The sequence below is a fragment of the Streptomyces sp. NPDC088354 genome (assembly GCF_044753585.1).
In the GTDB taxonomy this organism is placed as follows: Bacteria; Actinomycetota; Actinomycetes; order Streptomycetales; family Streptomycetaceae; genus Actinacidiphila.
This window is the reverse complement of the sequence record NZ_JBIVNJ010000024.1, coordinates 70272-85509: the sequence shown is the minus strand read 5'-3', so window position 1 is coordinate 85509 and position 15238 is coordinate 70272. Positions and strand designations below refer to the sequence as shown.

The following is a 15238-nucleotide window of genomic DNA, read 5'->3' as shown; positions in this document are numbered from 1 at the left end:
TCACCACGACTTCGGCGGCTGCATCCGGTCGCCGCCGCCACCGGCGGGCCCCGTGACCATGTGCGGCGGAACCGGTCGCGCCCGGGCAGAGGGCGCTGACGACCCTCGGCCCCGGTGCCGGCCGCCGTTTCGGGGCCGGCACCGGGGCTCGCTCACGACGAGCGCGGACGAGCGCAGGCGCTCAGTGGCCGACGCTGGCGTTGAGGAAGATGCCGCCGTCCACGACGAGGGTCTGGCCGGTGATCCAGGCCGCCGCGTCGGAGAGCAGGAAGGCCGCGGCGCCACCGATGTCCTCGGGCACGCCGAGCCGCCCCAGCGGGTACGCGGACGCCGCCTCCTCCTCGCGGCCCTCGTACAGCGCGGCGGCGAACCGGGTCTTGACGACCGCCGGCGCGATGGCGTTGGCGCGGATGCCGGGGGCCATCTCGGAGGCGAGCTGCAGCGTGAGGTTGACCATGGCGGCCTTGCTCATGCCGTAGGCGCCGATGAAGGGGGAGGCGCTGATGCCCGCGACGGAGGCGATGTTGACGATCGCACCGCCGTTGTCCTTCATCCACGCCCTGTAGGTCTGCTGGGCGAAGCCGAGCGCCGAGATCACGTTGGTCTCGAAGACCTTGCGGGCGACGCCGAGGTCGAGCTCGGACAGCGGGCCGAAGACCGGGTTGGTGCCGGCGTTGTTCGCGAGGTAGTCGACGCGGCCGAAGGCCTCCATCGCGCGCTCGACGACCTCGGCCTGGTGCGCCTCGTCGTGGGCCTTGCCGGCGACGCCGAGGGCGCGGTCGGCGCCGAGCCGCTCGACGGCCTCCTTCAGCGCCTCCTCGTTGCGGCCGGTGATGACGACGCGGTCGCCGCGCGCGACCAGGGCCTCGGCGATGCCGTAGCCGATACCGCGGCTGGCGCCGGTGACGATCGCGACACGGCCGCTGTCGGGCTGGGTGCTCATGGGTGCGGGTCTCCTGTCGCGGGTCAGTTGAGCGGGCCGCCGGCCACGTACAGGACCTGGCCGGACACAAAGCCCGCGGCGTCGCCGGTGAAGAAGGCGATGGCGTTGGCGACGTCGTCCGGGTTGCCGACGCGCTGGACCGGGATCTGGCTGGCGGCGGCGGCCTGGAACTCCTCGAAGCCCATGCCGATGCGGGCGGCCGTGGCCGCGGTCATGTCGGTGGCGATGAAGCCGGGGGCGACGGCGTTGGCGGTGACGCCGAACTTGCCGAGCTCGTGCGCGAGGGTCTTGGTGAGGCCCTGCAGACCGGCCTTGGCGGCCGAGTAGTTGGCCTGGCCGCGGTTGCCCAGCGCGGAGGACGAGGACAGGTTGACCACGCGGCCGAACTTCGCGTCCACCATGTGCTTCTGGACGGCGCGGGTCATCAGGAAGGCGCCGCGCAGGTGCACGTTCATGACCGTGTCCCAGTCGGACGCGCTCATCTTGAAGAGCAGGTTGTCGCGGAGCACGCCGGCGTTGTTGACCAGGATCGTCGGCGCCCCCAGCTCCTCGGCGACGCGCGCGACCGCGGCCTCGACCTGCGCCTCGTCGGAGACGTCGGCGCCGACGGCGATCGCCCGGCCGCCCGCCTTGGTGATCTGCTCGACAGTGTCCTTGCACGCGACCTCGTCGAGGTCCAGCACGGCCACGGCACGGCCCTCGGCGGCCAGGCGCACGGCGGTGGCGGCGCCGATGCCGCGTGCCGCCCCGGTGACGATCGCTACGCGCTGCTCGGTGGTCGACATCTGTTCTCCTCAGCCCTGGGGTCCGGTCGCGCAGGTGAGCGACCGCTTAGTACGTCCCGCTGCCGAAACCGTAGGAGCGCAGTGACCCTGTGTCAACGCCCACCGCGCCGATGTGGCTCAGCGCACCAGAAGATCGAGCAGGCGGTCCACCTCGGCCCGCGGGTCGGCGGTCAGCCCGGTGTGGATCGGGCCGGGCTGCACGATGGTGCTGCGCGGCGCCGTCAACCAGCGGAAGCGGCGGCCCGGATCGTCCCCGGCCGCCTGCCCGGCGCGTTCGCCGCCCGCGCAGATGCCCTCGTAGCCGCGCAGCGCGGCCCGCACGCCCGCCACGTCGACGTCCGGGTCCAGGCAGCGCAGCCGGGTCTCGTCGAGATGGACCCGGGCGCCGACGAAGGACTTGGCCCGGCAGTACACCAGCACACCGGCGTTGATCAGTTCCCCGCGCTCGATCCGCGGCATCACGCGCACCAGCGCGTACTCGAAGACGTCGCGCCCGTTCTGCGTGCTCACTTCGCGGCCTTCCCCTCGACCCAGGTGCGCAGCCACTCCGGTGGCGGCTGCTTCTCCTTCTCCTTCGGCGCGAGGGTGATCCGCTCCGCCACCGTCCCGGCGCGGGCCAGCAGCACCCGCTCGTACCCGCGCCGCACGTCGTCGGGGCCGTCGAAACCGGGCTCGTCCGCCAGCCACTCGTCGGGGATCTGCGCGGTGACCTCGCGCAGCAGCGTCTCGTCCACCCGCGGGGCGAGATCGCGCGCGGCGGCCTCGATGTCGGGGGCGAACCGGGCGAGGGCGTGGTCGGCGGCGTCGTAGGGCTTGTCGGCGGCCTGGTCCGCGCCCTTCCAGTTGTGGTGGAAGATCAGCGAGGCCCCGTGGTCGATCAGCCAGAGGTCCTTGTGCCAGACCAGCATGTTCGGGTTGCGCCACGAGCGGTCGACGTTGCCGATGAGCGCGTCGAACCAGACCACGCGGCCCGCCTCCGCCGACTCCACGTCGAAGACCAGCGGGTCGAAGCCGAGCGCGCCGGGCAGGAAGTCCATGCCGAGGTTGAGGCCGCCGCTCGCCTTCAGCAGGTCCTGGATCTCCTGGTCCGGCTCGCCGAGCCCGATCACCGGGTCGAACTGGAACCGCACCAGCACCGGCACCCGCAGCCCGAGGCGCCGGGCCAGCTCCCCGGCGATCACCTCGGCGACCAGCGCCTTGCGGCCCTGCGCGGCGCCGACGAACTTCACGACGTAGGTGCCGAGGTCGTCGGCCTCGACGACTCCTGGCACCGATCCGCCCTCGCGCAAGGGCGTCACGTACCGGATTCCGGTCACTTCCTCCATGTGCGCATCCTAAGAGGCCGCGCGGACCCGGCCGGACGTCACTCCCCCTCCGCGGCGGTGGCGCGGTCCTGCCGGACGAGTTCGGCGAAGCGGCGGGCGGCGGGGCTCGCCGCGTGCCCCTTGGGCAGCAGCAGGTCGACGCGGCGTCCCAGGCCGACACCCGCGAGAGGGACCAGCCGCAGGGCGCCGGCGGGGCGCGCGTGCAGGGAGAAGTCCAGCCCTTCGGGCACGAGCGCCACCCCGACCCCCGCCGCCACCAGATCGAGCAGCATGGGCCATTCCCCCACCTCGGTGCCGCCACGGGGGCGGCAAAGCCGCGGAAGAATAATTTCGTCGTGCATTGAACAACCTTCGGAACCCGTCCGTATGCCTGTGCAGAGCGTGATCTCACGCCGCCGGGCGGCCACGACGCCGGCCCGGAACGGACGAGGCAACAGGAAGTGTGAGGCATGGCCGAGACGACTGGCATCGCAGGAACTCCCACCCGCCGCGCCGTGGTCGCCGGAGTGGGTGCGGCGGGCCTGGCGGCCGCGCTGGCCGCCTGCGGCGACTCGAACGACTCCGCCGGCGCGTACAGCCCTGCCGCGCCCCCGCAGAGCGGCGCCGCCACCGGCGGGCAGGAGGACGGGAACGGGGCGGCTCAGGCGCTCGCGAAGACGTCCGACATCCCCGTCGGCGGCGGCACGGTCTTCGCGGACAAGAAGGTGGTCGTGTGCCAGCCGACGGCAGGCCAGTTCAAGGCCTTCTCGGCGATCTGCACCCACCAGGGCTGCGCCGTCAAGGACGTGGCCAACGGCACGATCAACTGCCCCTGCCACGGCAGCAAGTTCAACGTCGCCGACGGCAGCGTGGCCGCCGGCCCGGCGACCCAGCCCCTCCCCGCCGCCGACGTCACCGTCCAGGGCGACTCGATCACCCTGGCCTGATCCGCACCGCGTGCGGGTGTGCCGGACGACATCCGGCACACCCGCGTCGCCCGTTCACCCGCCGGGCCGGCGCCGCCTGGTCAACTGCGGTCGCGGGGGCGGCGCTTGCCAGTCCCAGACGACGAGCCCGTCCCCGGCCACCCGGGGCGTGCGATGGTTCAGCGGCGCACCGTCCTCCAGCGAGGCCGCGACCTGCTCCAGGTAGACGGTCAGGGACGGCCACCTGCGCTCGCCTCCGGATTCCATGAAGAAGGAACCCACGGCACCGGAGCCCGGCCCCGGCCGGACATCGAGGTAGAGCCTGCTCCACCCGTCGTGGTTGGCGGCGAAGGGGATCCACTGCGCGTGCCACCAGATGCCCACGAGGTCGTCGCCGGTGAGCATGGAGCACATACCGCGATGCGCCGACTCGATCTCCCGAAGCGGCAGCAGTCGCATCCCGCTCAGGAACCGCCCGGCGTCGGTGTCCTCCGCCCCGTCGTGCAGTCGCAGCAGAGATGCCAGGTCATCGGGGAGTTCCGCCCCCAAGCGCGCGCTCGCCCCGTCGATCTCCGCCTGCGTCGCGGCGGGGCGCAACGCGTCCCGGACCAAGGGCGCCCTCGTCTCCAGCCACTGCTCCACACGGCTCCACGCCGCGTCCACCGGCCGCATCGCACCCACCCCCTCCTCGGCTCGGGAAATGATCGCACCGGCCACCGACAGACGGGCGGGCTTCGACCGGGGGCCGCGCAGGCCACGGCGCGTCCGGCGGCCTCAGGCGTCGGCCGCCGCCACCCCCGCGCCCGCGTGACGCAGGGCCTCGACGGCGGCGCGGATCGCCGGGCGGCGGTCGGCGTCGGCGCGCCAGACGGCGTAGATGTGGCGGCGCATGGTGTGCCGGACCGGCACGGCCCGTACGCCGGCCGGCAGGAGGCCGCGGCCGAGGCGGGGGACGACGGCGACGCCGAGGCCGGCCGCGACGAGGGCGAGCACGGTGGGGTGCTCCTCGGCGTGGTGGGCGATGCGCGGCTCGACGCCCTTGCCGCGCAGGGTGAACAGCAGCCACTCGTGGCAGAAGCCGCCGTCGGGCCAGGCGATCCAGTCGTCGTCCGCGAACTCGGCGAGGTCCACCTCCGTGTGCCCGGCGAGCGGGTGCCCGACCGGGACGACGACGTCGGCGATGTCGTCGAGCAGCGGTTCCTTCGCCAGCCCCCCGGGCAGCGACAGCGGCTTGTTGTACCAGTCGAGGACGACCGCGAGGTCGATGTCGCCGCGCACCAGGCGGCCCAGCGCGGGCTCCGGCTCCATCTCCTGGACCATGGTCCGCAGCGCCGGAAAGTCGGTCCGCAGCGACATCAGCGCCTGCGGGAAGAGGCCGCGGACGGCCGTCGGGAAGGCGCCCATGCGCAGCTCGCCGACCGGCGCCCCGCGGTGCGCCTCGAGGTCGGAGTGGGCGCGTTCCACCAGGGACAGGATGCGGTCGGCGTGCCCGGACAGCAGCCGGCCGGCGTCGGTGAGCCGCACCCCGCGGCCGTTCTTGACCAGGAGGGCCTGCCCGGTCTCCCGCTCCAGTTTGGTCATCTGCTGCGAGACCGCCGAGGTCGTGACGTGCAGGACGTCGGCCGCCGCGCTCACCGAGCCGTAGGCGGAGATCGCGTGCAGGATGCGCAGCCGCTCCAGGTTCAACATGTAAGCGATGCTACGGGATTCCTCGGAGCGAATCTCCCTTGTGCTAAGAGGTTGCTTCCGTCATGGTGTGGCCATGAGCGCAACCGCCCGCCCGGCCGACGCCGGCCTCACCGCCGCCGGCACCCCCTCCCCCACCCCGGCCGCCCCGGCTCGCCGCCCCGCGCTCGACTGGCGGGTCAGCTGGGCGGTCCTGGCCCTCATCTGGGGCTTCAGCTTCCTGTTCATCAAGGTCGGCACGGAGGCCTACGCTCCGTTGCAGGTCGCGCTGGGCCGGATGGTCTTCGGCACGGTCGTGCTGGCCGTCGCCTTCGCGGTCCGGCGGCAGCGACTGCCGCGCGGGGCGCGCGCCTGGGGCCACATGGCCGTCGCCGCGCTGCTCCTCAACACACTGCCGTTCTCGCTGTTCGCGTATGCGGAGCTGACCATCCCCTCCACTCTGGCCGGCATCTGCAACGCCACCACCCCGCTGTGGAGCATGCTGCTGTCGGTGGTGGCCCTGTCCGACGACAAGCCCACCCGGCAGCGCGTCGCGGGCGTCGGCATCGGCTTCGTCGGCGTACTGACCGTGCTCGGCGCGTGGCAGGGCTTCTCGGGGACGGACCCGTCGGGCACCGCGATGGCGCTCGGCGCGTCGGCGAGCTACGCGGTCGGCTGGATCTACGTTCGCCGGACCCTCAGCGGCAGCGGCAACTCGGCGCTGTCCATGTCCTTCTCGCAGCTGCTGCTCGGCACCGTCCAACTGGCCGTGCTGACACCGCTGTTCACCTCCACACCGGACGGCTGGCCGCTGTGGCCGACGCTGTCGGTCGTCGCGCTCGGTGCGCTGGGCACGGGCATCGCGTTCCTGCTGCAGTACCGGATCGTCGCGGAGAAGGGCCCGACGATCGCGACGATGGTCACGTACCTGATCCCGGTCATCGCCACCGCGGCCGGCGTCGCCCTGCTCGACGAGCGGCTGAGCTGGAACGAGCCGGTCGGCGCGGCCGTCGTGCTCGCCGGGGCGGCGCTCACCCAGCGCCGCCCGAAGGACTGACCGCCGGGCCGGGGCGCGGTCAGCCGTAGCGGCCGAGCCGGTGCGGGCGCACCGCGCCGGCCACGGCGTCGGCCAGCGCGGGCACCTCCGCGACCGCGACCGGTGACACCGTGATCCGGATCCCGGGCGGGGAGGCGAGGCGGAAGCGGGCGCCGGGTGCGACCGCCCAGCCCGCGTCGAGCAGGCGGGTGACCGCGCCGGTCTCGTCGGGCACCGGCACCCAGACGTTCATCCCGCTGCGGCCGTGCGCGGCCACCCCGCGGTCGGCGAGCAGGCCGACCAGTGCGTCGCGCCGCGCCGCGTAGGCGGCCGAGACGGCGGGGACGTCGACCGCGCCGGTGCGCCAGAGGTGGGCGACGGTGTGCTGGAGCAGATGGCTGACCCAGCCGGGTCCCAGCCGCAGCCGGCCACGGACCCGGTCCACGGTGACCGGGTCCCCGGTGAGCACGGCGAGCCGCAGGTCGGGCCCGTAGGCCTTGGCGGTGGAACGGACCAGCATCCAGTGCCGGGTGCTGCCGGCCAGCGGGTGCAGCGGGAGCCCGGTCAGGCCGTGGACGTGGTCGTCGTCGACCACCAGCACCTCGGGGTGCGCCGCCAGGACGGTCCGCAGCTCTCGCGCCCGTCGGGCGGAGATCGTCGCGCCGGTGGGGTTCTGTCCGCGGTCGGTGACGATCAGGGCCCGCGCGCCCTGGCGCAGCGCGCGGTCCACGTCCTCCGGCCGCGGGCCGTCGTCGTCGACGGCGACCGGCACCGCGCGCATCCCGAGGGCCGGGACGAGGTCGAAGACGCTGCCCCAGCCCGGGTCCTCCACCGCGACCGTGTCGCCGGACCGCAGGTGCCCCGTGAGCGCGCGCTCGATCGCGTCGAGCGACCCGGAGGTCACCGCGACCGGGCCGTCGGGCACCCCGTCGGCGTCGAAGGCGGCGCGGGCCAGCGCCTCCAGTTCCTCGTCCACGGGCGGGGCGCCGTACAGCGTCGGCCGTTCGGCGTGGCGGGCGGCGGCAGCGGCGAGCGCCGCACCGAGCGGGGGCAGCAGGGCGAGGTCGGGGTTGCCGGTGGACAGGTCCCGCGCGCCGGCCGGCACGGCCGGGCGGATCTCGTCGCGCGCCGTGGTCGCCGGACGGGGCCGGACCCGGCTGCCGCGCCGGCCGGCGGTCTCGATGACGCCGCGATCGCGCAGCAGGCGGTAGGCGGCGGCGACGGTGTTGGGGTTGACCCCGAGCCGGGCGGCGAGCTCCCGCAGCGGCGGCAGGGCCGCCCCGGGGGCCAGCGCTCCCCGCCCGACGGCCCGTTCGACGTCGGCCGCGATCTCGGCTGCGCCCTGTCCGGTGAACATGTACTCTCCTAGCACAAAAAACATTATGTACTAGTGCAAAGGATTGCGCCATGCCCGCCCCGCCGCCGTCCTCCGCCCCCTCGCCCGAGGCCGCCTCTCCGGGTGCCGCCCCGTACGTCGCCACCCACCGGACCGTCCCGACCCGCAGCCGTGAGAGGGCCTCGTACGACCGCGCCGTCGTGCACGCGATCCTCGACGCCGGCTACCTCTGCCACCTGGGTTTCGTCCGGGACGGCGCGCCGGTCGTCCTGCCCACGCTGTACGCGCGCGCGGGCGAGCGGCTGTACGTGCACGGCTCCACCGGTTCGCCGCCGCTGCGCGGCGCCGGCGAGGACCCCGGGCTCGCGGTGTGCCTGACCGTGACGCACGTGGACGGGCTCGTCCTGGCCCGGTCCGCCTTCCACCACTCGGTCAACTACCGCTCCGTGGTGGTGCACGGCACCGCCCGCCAGGTCACCGACCCCGCGGAGCGCGCGGCCGCCCTGGACGCCGTGGTGGACCACGTCCTGCCGGGCCGGGCCGCCGACTGCCGCCCGGCGAACGCCAGGGAGCTGGCCGCCACGGCCGTGATCGCGCTCGACCTGGACGAGGTCTCCGCGAAGATCCGCACGGGCGGCCCCTCCGACGACCCCGAGGACCTGTCCCTCCCCCACTGGACCGGTGTCCTGCCCGTCACCCGCGGCTACGGCACGCCCCTCCCCGCCGACGACCTCGACCCGTCGATCGCCCTGCCCGACTACCTCGCCCCTCAGTGAACGGAGGTCCGACATGCTGATACACCCCTGGGACGCCGCCCGCGACGACACCGAGTGGCAGGACTGGCTCGCCGACCACGACTTCGGGCAGCTCGCCGTCAACGGCCTCCCCGGCGGACCGCCCTTCGTGCAGCCGCTGCACTTCGCGTACGACGCGGGGCGGCGCGAGGCCGTCACCCACCTCGCCCGCCCCAACCCGCTGTGGCCCGCCCTGGAGGCGCGCCCGGAGGCGACCCTCAGCGTCGTCGACGACTACACCTACATCCCGGCCCCCTGGCACGCCCCCGACGACGCCCCGCCCGAGCACGGCACCCCCACCAGCTACTATGCCGCCGTCCAGCTGATCTGCCGGGCCCACATCGTCGACGACCCCCAGGAGAAGGCGGACCTCCTGCACCTGCAGCTCGCCCACTTCCAGCCGCTCGGCGACCACGCCCACGTCGCCCCCGGTGCGGCGCCCTACGGCCGGATGCTGCCGGGCATCCGCGGTCTGCGGCTCGAAGTCGTCGACGTGCGGGCGAAGTTCAAGTTCGGCGGCAACAAACCGCGCGCCGTGCGACAGGACGTGAGCAACCGCCTGGCCGCCCGCGGCGGACCGGGCGACGCCGCCGCCCGTGCCCAGCAGCTGCGCCGCCTGGCGGCGACCGAGGACTAGCGGGACGCCGCATCCGACCGCATCCGTGCGGCGGTCCGCGCCGCGTCGTACCCCGGGCCCACCCCCTCGACCAGGATCACCTCCCCGGGGATGTGGCGGGTCCGCAGCGGCAGGATGTCCTGGTACGCCGGGGAGTCATACCACGCGCGGGCCTCGGTCATGCCCGGGAACTCGATCACCACGACCGTCCCCGGCCACGGGCCCTCCAGTACCTCCACGACGGCGCCGTGCACGATGAAGCGCCCGCCGAACGGATCGAGGGTGGCCTGAATGCGCTCGATGTAGGTGAGGACCTCCTCGTCGGCCTGTCCCGGACGAAGGTGGCCCACGGCGTAGGCGGTCATGGCGACTCCCAGGGTCGGTGCGGTGCTCCGTCATCGGCGCGGCGCGCTGCCGCCCCTCGATCCTCGGCGCCGGCCGCCCGGGCGTCGATTACCGCGGAGGTAAGGCCGGAGCCAGGGCGGGAGGACGGGAGAGCGGGAGAGCGGGAGGGCCCGGCAAAATCAGGCGACCCGGACGGCCCGCCTCCTTATCATCGGGGTTTCCCCCTCGTGTCCCTCCCGTTCCTGATCGGTCTCCGCGTGAAATCCCTGGTCCCTGCCGTGCTGCGTGACGAGCGGCAGTTCGCCCGCCTGTTCGTGGGGCAGTCCCTGTCGGTGCTGGGCGACCGTGTGTCGTTCGTGGCCGTGCCCTTCGCGGTGCTCTCAGTGGGCGGTTCCGCCTCCGACATCGGGCTGGTGACCGCCGCGGGTCTGCTGCCCATGCTGCTGTTCACGCTGGTGGGAGGGGTGTGGGCGGACCGCTTCCGGCGGCACCGCATCATGCTGGTCTCCGACGTCGTGCGGTGCGCCGTACAGGGGCTCATCGCCGCGCTCCTGCTCGCCGGGATCGCCGAGGTGTCCCATCTCGTGCTGCTGATGATCGTGTTCGGCACGGCGGACGCGTTCTTCATGCCGGCCTCGACCGGGCTGCTGCCCCTGGTGGTCGGGGCCGACCGGTTGCGGGAGGCGAACGCCCTGCGCGGCTTCGTCCAGTCGTCGGGGCTCGTGCTCGGGCCGGCCCTGGCCGGTGGCCTGATCGCCCTGGCCGGGCCAGGTGGCGCCCTGGCCGTGGACGCCCTGACCTTCGCGGTCAGCGCCGCCTTCCTGGCCAGGCTGCGACCTCGCGCGGGGGCCCCCGCGGCGGCGCGTACCACGGCCGGCGGGACCTTCCTCGGGGAACTGCGGGCCGGCTGGTCGCACGTGCGCGGCAACGCGTGGGTGTGGTCCGGGATGGCGGCCATCGGGGTCTACCACGTCGTCGTGCTGCCCTCGGTGTTCGTGCTGGGGCCTGTCCTGGCCGCACGCGAGTGGGGCGGCGTGGCGAGCTGGTCGGTCGTGGTCGCGGCCTTCGGTGCCGGTGCCGTGGTCGGGGACGTGTGCGCCTACCGGCTCAGGGTCGCGCGCCCCATGGCCGTAGGCGCGGCGGCACTCGCCGTGGCGTCCTGCCAGGCCGTCGTCATCGGATCCGGCGGATCGCTCACCGTGATCGCGGTGCTCGAGGCGGTGACCGGCGTGGCCGTCTCCGTCTTCTTCACCCTGTGGGAGACCGCGCTGCAGACGCACGTGCCCGAGGCGATGCTGTCCCGCGTGAGTTCGTACGACTTCCTGCTGTCGTCGGGACTCATGCCGCTCGGCCTGGCCCTGGCGGGGCCGGTGTCGGCGTCCCTCGGCGTCCGGCCCACCTTGTTCGCGATGACCGTCGTCGCGGTGCCCGCCTCCCTCGCGCTGTTGTGCGTCCCGGCCGTACGGCGACTGCCGGCGCGCGCCCCGGCCGCGCTGACCGGTCCGACCGGGGCCTAGGCACCGCGGGGCGCGGGGACCGCGGGGCGCCCGGCGCGGCTTCTCCCAGGTCAAACCGGCGGATCGGATCACTCGACCCGCGCGTTCGCGTGCGCGCTTCCTCCATGATCCTCGATCAAGGGGTTTGCACCCTTTACGCATGAAAGCGACCCCTTCACGCACTTCTCGTAGGCCATGGGGTGCTGTTGGCTGGTGTGGCCGCAGGTGCCGCCCGGCGTCAGTGGTGACACCGGTGTTCCGCCTGCCCCTCGCGCTCCGCTGACCTTCTGGAGGCCTCGTGCCCGCACCCGACAGCGCCGCCGGTCCCGGCACCGACGGATCCGTTCTCGACCCGCCCGCGGACCGCGTGCCCACCAGCCTCGGCACCCGGGCCGCACGTCAACTGGCGGACACCACCAAGTCCGAGCCCCAGATGCAGGCCATCTCCTCGCGGTGGCTGCTGCGGATGCTCCCGTGGGTGGACGTCAAGGGCGGCGCGTACCGGGTCAACCGGCGACTGCAACTGCGCACGGGGCGCGGTCGTGTCGCCTTCGAGCACAACGGCGCGGACGACATCAGGGTGATTCCCCGGACGCTGACCGAAGTGCCCGCGCTGCGCGGCTACGCGGACACCGAGGTCCTCCGGGAGCTCGCGGGCCGCTTCCGGCCCCGGGAGGTCGGGGCGGGTCAGGTCCTGGTCGAGGCGGGCCAGCCCGTCTCCGAGGTGTACCTGGTCGTCCGCGGCCGCTTCACCCGCTTCGCGGCCGGCCGGTACGGGCAGGAGGAGGCGCTCGGCGTCGTCACGGACGGCTCCCCGCTGGGTGACGAGGCGATCACCCGGCCCGATCCGCTGTGGCCGAACTCGGTGCGGGCCGAGACCTCGGGGGTGGTGCTGGTCCTGCCCGCGCCCGCGGTCCGGGAGTTCGCCGATCGCGTACCGTCGCTCGCCGCCCATCTGACGGCGTTCGCGGAGCGCCAACGGCTGCCGGTGAACCGCAGGGGCGAGGCGGACGTGCCGGTGCGGGCCGGCCACACCGGTGAGCCGGCGCTGCCCGGCGGCTTCGTCGACTACGAACTGAGGCCGCGCGAGTACGAACTGTCGCTCACCCAGAGCGTGCTGCGGGTGCACACCCGGGTCGCCGACCTCTACAACGACCCCATGGACCAGACCCGGCAGCAGATCCGGCTCACGGTGGAGGAGATCCGCGAGCGCCAGGAATGGGAGCTGGTCAACAACCGGGAGTTCGGACTGCTCGGCAACGTCGACCACGGCCAGCGCATCAGCACCTTCACCGGGCCGCCGACCCCCGACGACATGGACGAACTGCTGTCGATGCGCCGCAAGACGCGGCTGTTCCTCGCCCATCCGAAGGCGATCACCGCGTTCTTCCGGCAGTGCAACAGACGCGGCCTCACGCCGGGCACCGCGAGTGTGAACGGCCACGACGTCCCGGCCTGGCGCGGCGTCCCGATCTTTCCCTGCGGCAAGATCCCCGTCGCCGACGACCAGACCAGCAGCATCATCGCGCTGCGCACCGGGGAGGCCGACCAGGGGGTGGTCGGGCTGTACCAGACCGGCATCCCCGAGGAGTACCAGCCGGGCCTGAACGTGCGGTTCATGGGCATCGACGAGGCCGCGGTCTCCAAGTACCTGCTCACCGCCTACTACTCGATGGCCATCCTCGTCCCCGACGCCGCCGGGATCCTGGAGAACGTCCAGCTCGGCCGGACCGCGGACTGACCCGACCGACCCGACCCCGGTGGAGCACACATCCATGAGCACGTCCGCGAACACCACCGCCGGTTTCACCATGCCGGGCCCGCCCCACCCCGCCCCGGCCACGCGCGCCCGGCGCCACGGTGCCGTTCCCGGGCTGAGACACCGTCCGGCCGTTCCCGCCGACCCGGAGAAGGCCGCGGAGATCGACCGGAGGGTGGAGACCTGGGCCCGCGCGCTGGACCTCTTCCCTCCGGAATGGACCGGGGACTTCGCACAGTTCCAGTGCGGCCGTGCGGTGACCCTGCAGCACCCCGCGGCGGCCGACCTGGAACGCCTCACGGTCGCCGGCAAGCTGCTGCTCGCCGAGAACATCGTCGACAGCTGCTACTGCGAGGAGGACGAGGGCAGGGGCGCCTCCCGGCGCCACCTGGGCGGCAGGCTGGTCGTGGCGCAGTCCGCCCTCGACCCCCTCCACAGCACGCCGGAGCACGAGGCGCAGTGGCGGAGGGCGGTCGAGGCCGAGGACCCGCTGCGCGCCTACCACCACGCGCTCCAGGACTACGCCGCCCTGGCCAGCCCCAGTCAGACCACCAGGTTCGTGCACGACGTCGCCCGGCTGCACCTGGGCTACCTCGCCGAAGCCTCCTGGGCGCAGACGCGGCACATGCCGCAGGTCTGGGAGTACCTGGTGATGCGGCAGTTCAACAACTTCCGCCCCTGTCTGTCGATCGTCGACGCCGTCGACGGCTACGAACTGCCCGAGGCGCTCTACGCCCGTCCCGAGATCCAGCGGATCACGGCACTGGCCTGCAACGCCACGACGATCGTCAACGACCTGTACTCCTTCACCAAGGAGCTGGCCAGCGATCCCGACCATCTCAACCTGCCCCAAGTGGTCGCCGCCAACGAGAAGTGCGGCCTGAAGGCCGCGTACCTCAGGAGCGTCGAGATCCACAACCAGATCATGGAGGCGTTCGAGACGGAGTCCGCGGTGGTGTCCGCCGCCTCGCCGCTGATCGAGCGCTACGCCCGGGGTCTGGCCGACTGGGTGTCCGGCAACCACGAGTGGCACGCCACCAACACCCACCGCTACCACCTGCCGCAGTACTGGTAAGTCCGGTCCGCTGCACGGCCTCTGACCGCCAGACGACCGGCAGCCGACCGACCATCGGATGTCCCAGAGCAAGGAGTCACCGTTGACCACTGTGCACGCCGGCCCCACGTCCGTTCCGGTTCCGACGCAGTCCACCTACCAGAACCGCGTAGCGGACTACTGGAACGCCGAGGAGAACCCGGTCAATCTCGAGCTCGGCAAGCTCGACGATCTGTACCACCACCACTACGGCGTGGGCGACGCGGACAGGTCGGTACTGGACGAGACGGACCCGGACCTGCGCCGCGCGCTCATCACCCGCGAGCTGCACCGGCTGGAACAGGCCCAGGCGGAACTCCTCGCCTCCCACCTCGGACCGCTCTCACCGGACGACCGGGCCTTCGACGCCGGGTGCGGGCGGGGCGGCGGCAGCGTCGTCACGCACCAGCGGTACGGGTGCCACACCGACGGCGTGACCATCTCGGCCAAGCAGGCGGACTTCGCCAACGACCAGGCCCGGCGGCGCGGCATCGACGCCAAGGTCCGGTACCACCACCGCAACATGCTCGACACCGGCCTCACCACCGGCGGCTACGCGGCCTCGTGGAACAACGAGTCCACCATGTACGTCGAACTGGACCTGCTGTTCGCGGAGCACGCCCGGCTGCTGCGCCGCGGAGGGCGCTACGTGGTGATCACCGGCTGCTACAACGACACCTACGGGCGCGCGTCCCGCGAGGTGTCCCTCATCAACGCCCACTACATCTGCGACATCCACCCCCGCTCGGAGTACTTCCGGGCCATGGCACGCCACCGCCTGGTCCCGGTCCACGTCGAGGACCTGACCCCCGCCGCCCTCCCGTACTGGGAACTGCGCAGTGAGGCCGACCACTTGGTCACGGGGATCGAGGAGGCGTTCGTGACGGCCTACAAGAACGGCAGCTTCCAGTACCTGATGATCGTCGCCGACCGCGTCTGACCCGAGGGCCGGACGATGGCCGTGGGGGGGCCCCCCCCGCCGCCGGGGGGCCCCCCCGCGCCCGGGGGGGGGGGGGGCGGGGGGGGGGGGGGGGGGGGGGGGGGGGGGCGCCCCCCCCCCCCCGCCCGGTCCGTGCCCGGGGGCCGCGGCGCCCCCGGCGGCCCCCGGGGGGGCGGCCGGGGGGGGGGGGCCCCCCCGCG

The 15238-nt window shown here is 73.5% G+C and carries 17 protein-coding genes; 8 read left to right on the top strand and 9 right to left on the bottom strand.

Translation table 11 applies throughout. The annotated features are described in order from the left end of the window. Positions 1-181: 181 nt before the first annotated feature. The 5 genes from ACIP98_RS28620 to ACIP98_RS28600 form a co-directional block, all read right to left on the bottom strand. Positions 182-943 carry an SDR family oxidoreductase gene (locus ACIP98_RS28620; RefSeq protein WP_319663165.1) on the bottom strand — a complete coding sequence of 254 codons (762 nt, stop codon included), beginning with the start codon at positions 941-943 and terminating at the stop codon, positions 182-184. Between the two features lie 23 nt (positions 944-966). Beyond that, entirely contained in the window at positions 967-1728 is a 762-nt protein-coding gene (gene fabG, locus ACIP98_RS28615) for a 3-oxoacyl-ACP reductase FabG (RefSeq protein WP_319663164.1), read from the bottom strand. 117 nt (positions 1729-1845) lie between these two features. Continuing rightward, positions 1846-2187: a DUF3037 domain-containing protein gene (locus tag ACIP98_RS28610; protein WP_319663271.1), complete on the bottom strand. Its 342-nt coding sequence runs from the start codon at positions 2185-2187 to the stop codon at positions 1846-1848. Between the two features lie 47 nt (positions 2188-2234). Then, a complete protein-coding gene (locus ACIP98_RS28605) occupies positions 2235-3053 on the bottom strand; it encodes a HipA family kinase (protein ID WP_319663163.1) in 819 nt (272 codons plus the stop codon). 38 nt (positions 3054-3091) lie between these two features. Next, the gene (locus ACIP98_RS28600) at positions 3092-3394 is read right to left on the bottom strand and encodes a LysR family transcriptional regulator substrate-binding protein (protein WP_319663162.1); all 303 of its coding nucleotides are present in this window, start codon (positions 3392-3394) and stop codon (positions 3092-3094) included. Positions 3395-3502: 108 nt separating this feature from the next. Here ACIP98_RS28600 and ACIP98_RS28595 point away from each other — a divergent pair, with 108 nt between their 5' ends. After that, positions 3503-3979, top strand: coding sequence for a Rieske (2Fe-2S) protein (locus ACIP98_RS28595; protein WP_319663161.1), 477 nt, complete (start codon positions 3503-3505; stop codon positions 3977-3979). A gap of 54 nt (positions 3980-4033) precedes the next feature. On the opposite strand, the gene ACIP98_RS28590 is transcribed toward ACIP98_RS28595, so the two are convergent. Both ACIP98_RS28590 and ACIP98_RS28585 read right to left on the bottom strand, forming a co-directional pair. After that, complete coding sequence (locus ACIP98_RS28590) at positions 4034-4630, bottom strand: SMI1/KNR4 family protein (protein ID WP_401978643.1); 597 nt, start codon at positions 4628-4630, stop codon at positions 4034-4036. A gap of 102 nt (positions 4631-4732) precedes the next feature. Beyond that, a complete protein-coding gene (locus ACIP98_RS28585) occupies positions 4733-5647 on the bottom strand; it encodes a LysR family transcriptional regulator (protein ID WP_319663160.1) in 915 nt (304 codons plus the stop codon). A gap of 73 nt (positions 5648-5720) precedes the next feature. On the opposite strand from ACIP98_RS28585, the gene ACIP98_RS28580 reads away from it, so the two are divergent. After that, positions 5721-6680 carry a DMT family transporter gene (locus tag ACIP98_RS28580; protein ID WP_319663158.1) on the top strand — a complete coding sequence of 320 codons (960 nt, stop codon included), beginning with the start codon at positions 5721-5723 and terminating at the stop codon, positions 6678-6680. A 19-nt stretch (positions 6681-6699) separates the two neighbouring features. On the opposite strand, the gene ACIP98_RS28575 is transcribed toward ACIP98_RS28580, so the two are convergent. Continuing rightward, positions 6700-8040 (bottom strand): aminotransferase class I/II-fold pyridoxal phosphate-dependent enzyme, encoded by a 1341-nt coding sequence (locus tag ACIP98_RS28575; RefSeq protein WP_401978641.1) that lies wholly within the window; start codon positions 8038-8040, stop codon positions 6700-6702. Between the two features lie 26 nt (positions 8041-8066). On the opposite strand from ACIP98_RS28575, the gene ACIP98_RS28570 reads away from it, so the two are divergent. After that, the gene (locus ACIP98_RS28570) at positions 8067-8771 is read left to right on the top strand and encodes a pyridoxamine 5'-phosphate oxidase family protein (protein WP_401978639.1); all 705 of its coding nucleotides are present in this window, start codon (positions 8067-8069) and stop codon (positions 8769-8771) included. A gap of 13 nt (positions 8772-8784) precedes the next feature. Continuing rightward, positions 8785-9426, top strand: a complete 642-nt coding sequence (locus tag ACIP98_RS28565) for an FMN-binding negative transcriptional regulator (RefSeq protein WP_401978638.1) — start codon at positions 8785-8787, stop codon at positions 9424-9426. On the opposite strand, the gene ACIP98_RS28560 is transcribed toward ACIP98_RS28565, so the two are convergent. Continuing rightward, positions 9423-9770, bottom strand: a complete 348-nt coding sequence (locus ACIP98_RS28560) for a DUF1330 domain-containing protein (RefSeq protein WP_401978636.1) — start codon at positions 9768-9770, stop codon at positions 9423-9425. The two genes, ACIP98_RS28565 and ACIP98_RS28560, sit on opposite strands and share 4 nt — an antisense overlap. 237 nt (positions 9771-10007) lie before the next feature. On the opposite strand from ACIP98_RS28560, the gene ACIP98_RS28555 reads away from it, so the two are divergent. The 4 genes from ACIP98_RS28555 (at position 10008) to ACIP98_RS28540 (ending at position 15038) form a co-directional block, all read left to right on the top strand. Continuing rightward, positions 10008-11267, top strand: coding sequence for an MFS transporter (locus tag ACIP98_RS28555; protein ID WP_401978634.1), 1260 nt, complete (start codon positions 10008-10010; stop codon positions 11265-11267). Between the two features lie 277 nt (positions 11268-11544). Continuing rightward, positions 11545-12987 (top strand): family 2B encapsulin nanocompartment shell protein, encoded by a 1443-nt coding sequence (locus ACIP98_RS28550; protein ID WP_401978632.1) that lies wholly within the window; start codon positions 11545-11547, stop codon positions 12985-12987. A 34-nt stretch (positions 12988-13021) separates the two neighbouring features. Beyond that, positions 13022-14080 carry a family 2 encapsulin nanocompartment cargo protein terpene cyclase gene (locus ACIP98_RS28545; protein WP_401978631.1) on the top strand — a complete coding sequence of 353 codons (1059 nt, stop codon included), beginning with the start codon at positions 13022-13024 and terminating at the stop codon, positions 14078-14080. An 82-nt stretch (positions 14081-14162) separates the two neighbouring features. Continuing rightward, positions 14163-15038 (top strand): geranyl diphosphate 2-C-methyltransferase, encoded by an 876-nt coding sequence (locus tag ACIP98_RS28540; RefSeq protein ID WP_401978629.1) that lies wholly within the window; start codon positions 14163-14165, stop codon positions 15036-15038. Positions 15039-15238: the final 200 nt, after the last annotated feature.

Bases quoted from the DNA above. Each gene is read 5' to 3' on its own strand.
- ACIP98_RS28620 (WP_319663165.1), bottom strand. From the start codon at position 943: ATGAGCACCCAGCCCGACAGCGGCCGTGTCGCGATCGTCACCGGCGCC.
- fabG (WP_319663164.1), bottom strand. From the start codon at position 1,728: ATGTCGACCACCGAGCAGCGCGTAGCGATCGTCACCGGGGCGGCACGC.
- ACIP98_RS28610 (WP_319663271.1), bottom strand. From the start codon at position 2,187: ATGCCGCGGATCGAGCGCGGGGAACTGATCAACGCCGGTGTGCTGGTG.
- ACIP98_RS28605 (WP_319663163.1), bottom strand. From the start codon at position 3,053: ATGGAGGAAGTGACCGGAATCCGGTACGTGACGCCCTTGCGCGAGGGC.
- ACIP98_RS28600 (WP_319663162.1), bottom strand. From the start codon at position 3,394: ATGCACGACGAAATTATTCTTCCGCGGCTTTGCCGCCCCCGTGGCGGC.
- ACIP98_RS28595 (WP_319663161.1), top strand. From the start codon at position 3,503: ATGGCCGAGACGACTGGCATCGCAGGAACTCCCACCCGCCGCGCCGTG.
- ACIP98_RS28590 (WP_401978643.1), bottom strand. From the start codon at position 4,630: ATGCGGCCGGTGGACGCGGCGTGGAGCCGTGTGGAGCAGTGGCTGGAG.
- ACIP98_RS28585 (WP_319663160.1), bottom strand. From the start codon at position 5,647: ATGTTGAACCTGGAGCGGCTGCGCATCCTGCACGCGATCTCCGCCTAC.
- ACIP98_RS28580 (WP_319663158.1), top strand. From the start codon at position 5,721: ATGAGCGCAACCGCCCGCCCGGCCGACGCCGGCCTCACCGCCGCCGGC.
- ACIP98_RS28575 (WP_401978641.1), bottom strand. From the start codon at position 8,040: ATGTTTTTTGTGCTAGGAGAGTACATGTTCACCGGACAGGGCGCAGCC.
- ACIP98_RS28570 (WP_401978639.1), top strand. From the start codon at position 8,067: ATGCCCGCCCCGCCGCCGTCCTCCGCCCCCTCGCCCGAGGCCGCCTCT.
- ACIP98_RS28565 (WP_401978638.1), top strand. From the start codon at position 8,785: ATGCTGATACACCCCTGGGACGCCGCCCGCGACGACACCGAGTGGCAG.
- ACIP98_RS28560 (WP_401978636.1), bottom strand. From the start codon at position 9,770: ATGACCGCCTACGCCGTGGGCCACCTTCGTCCGGGACAGGCCGACGAG.
- ACIP98_RS28545 (WP_401978631.1), top strand. From the start codon at position 13,022: ATGAGCACGTCCGCGAACACCACCGCCGGTTTCACCATGCCGGGCCCG.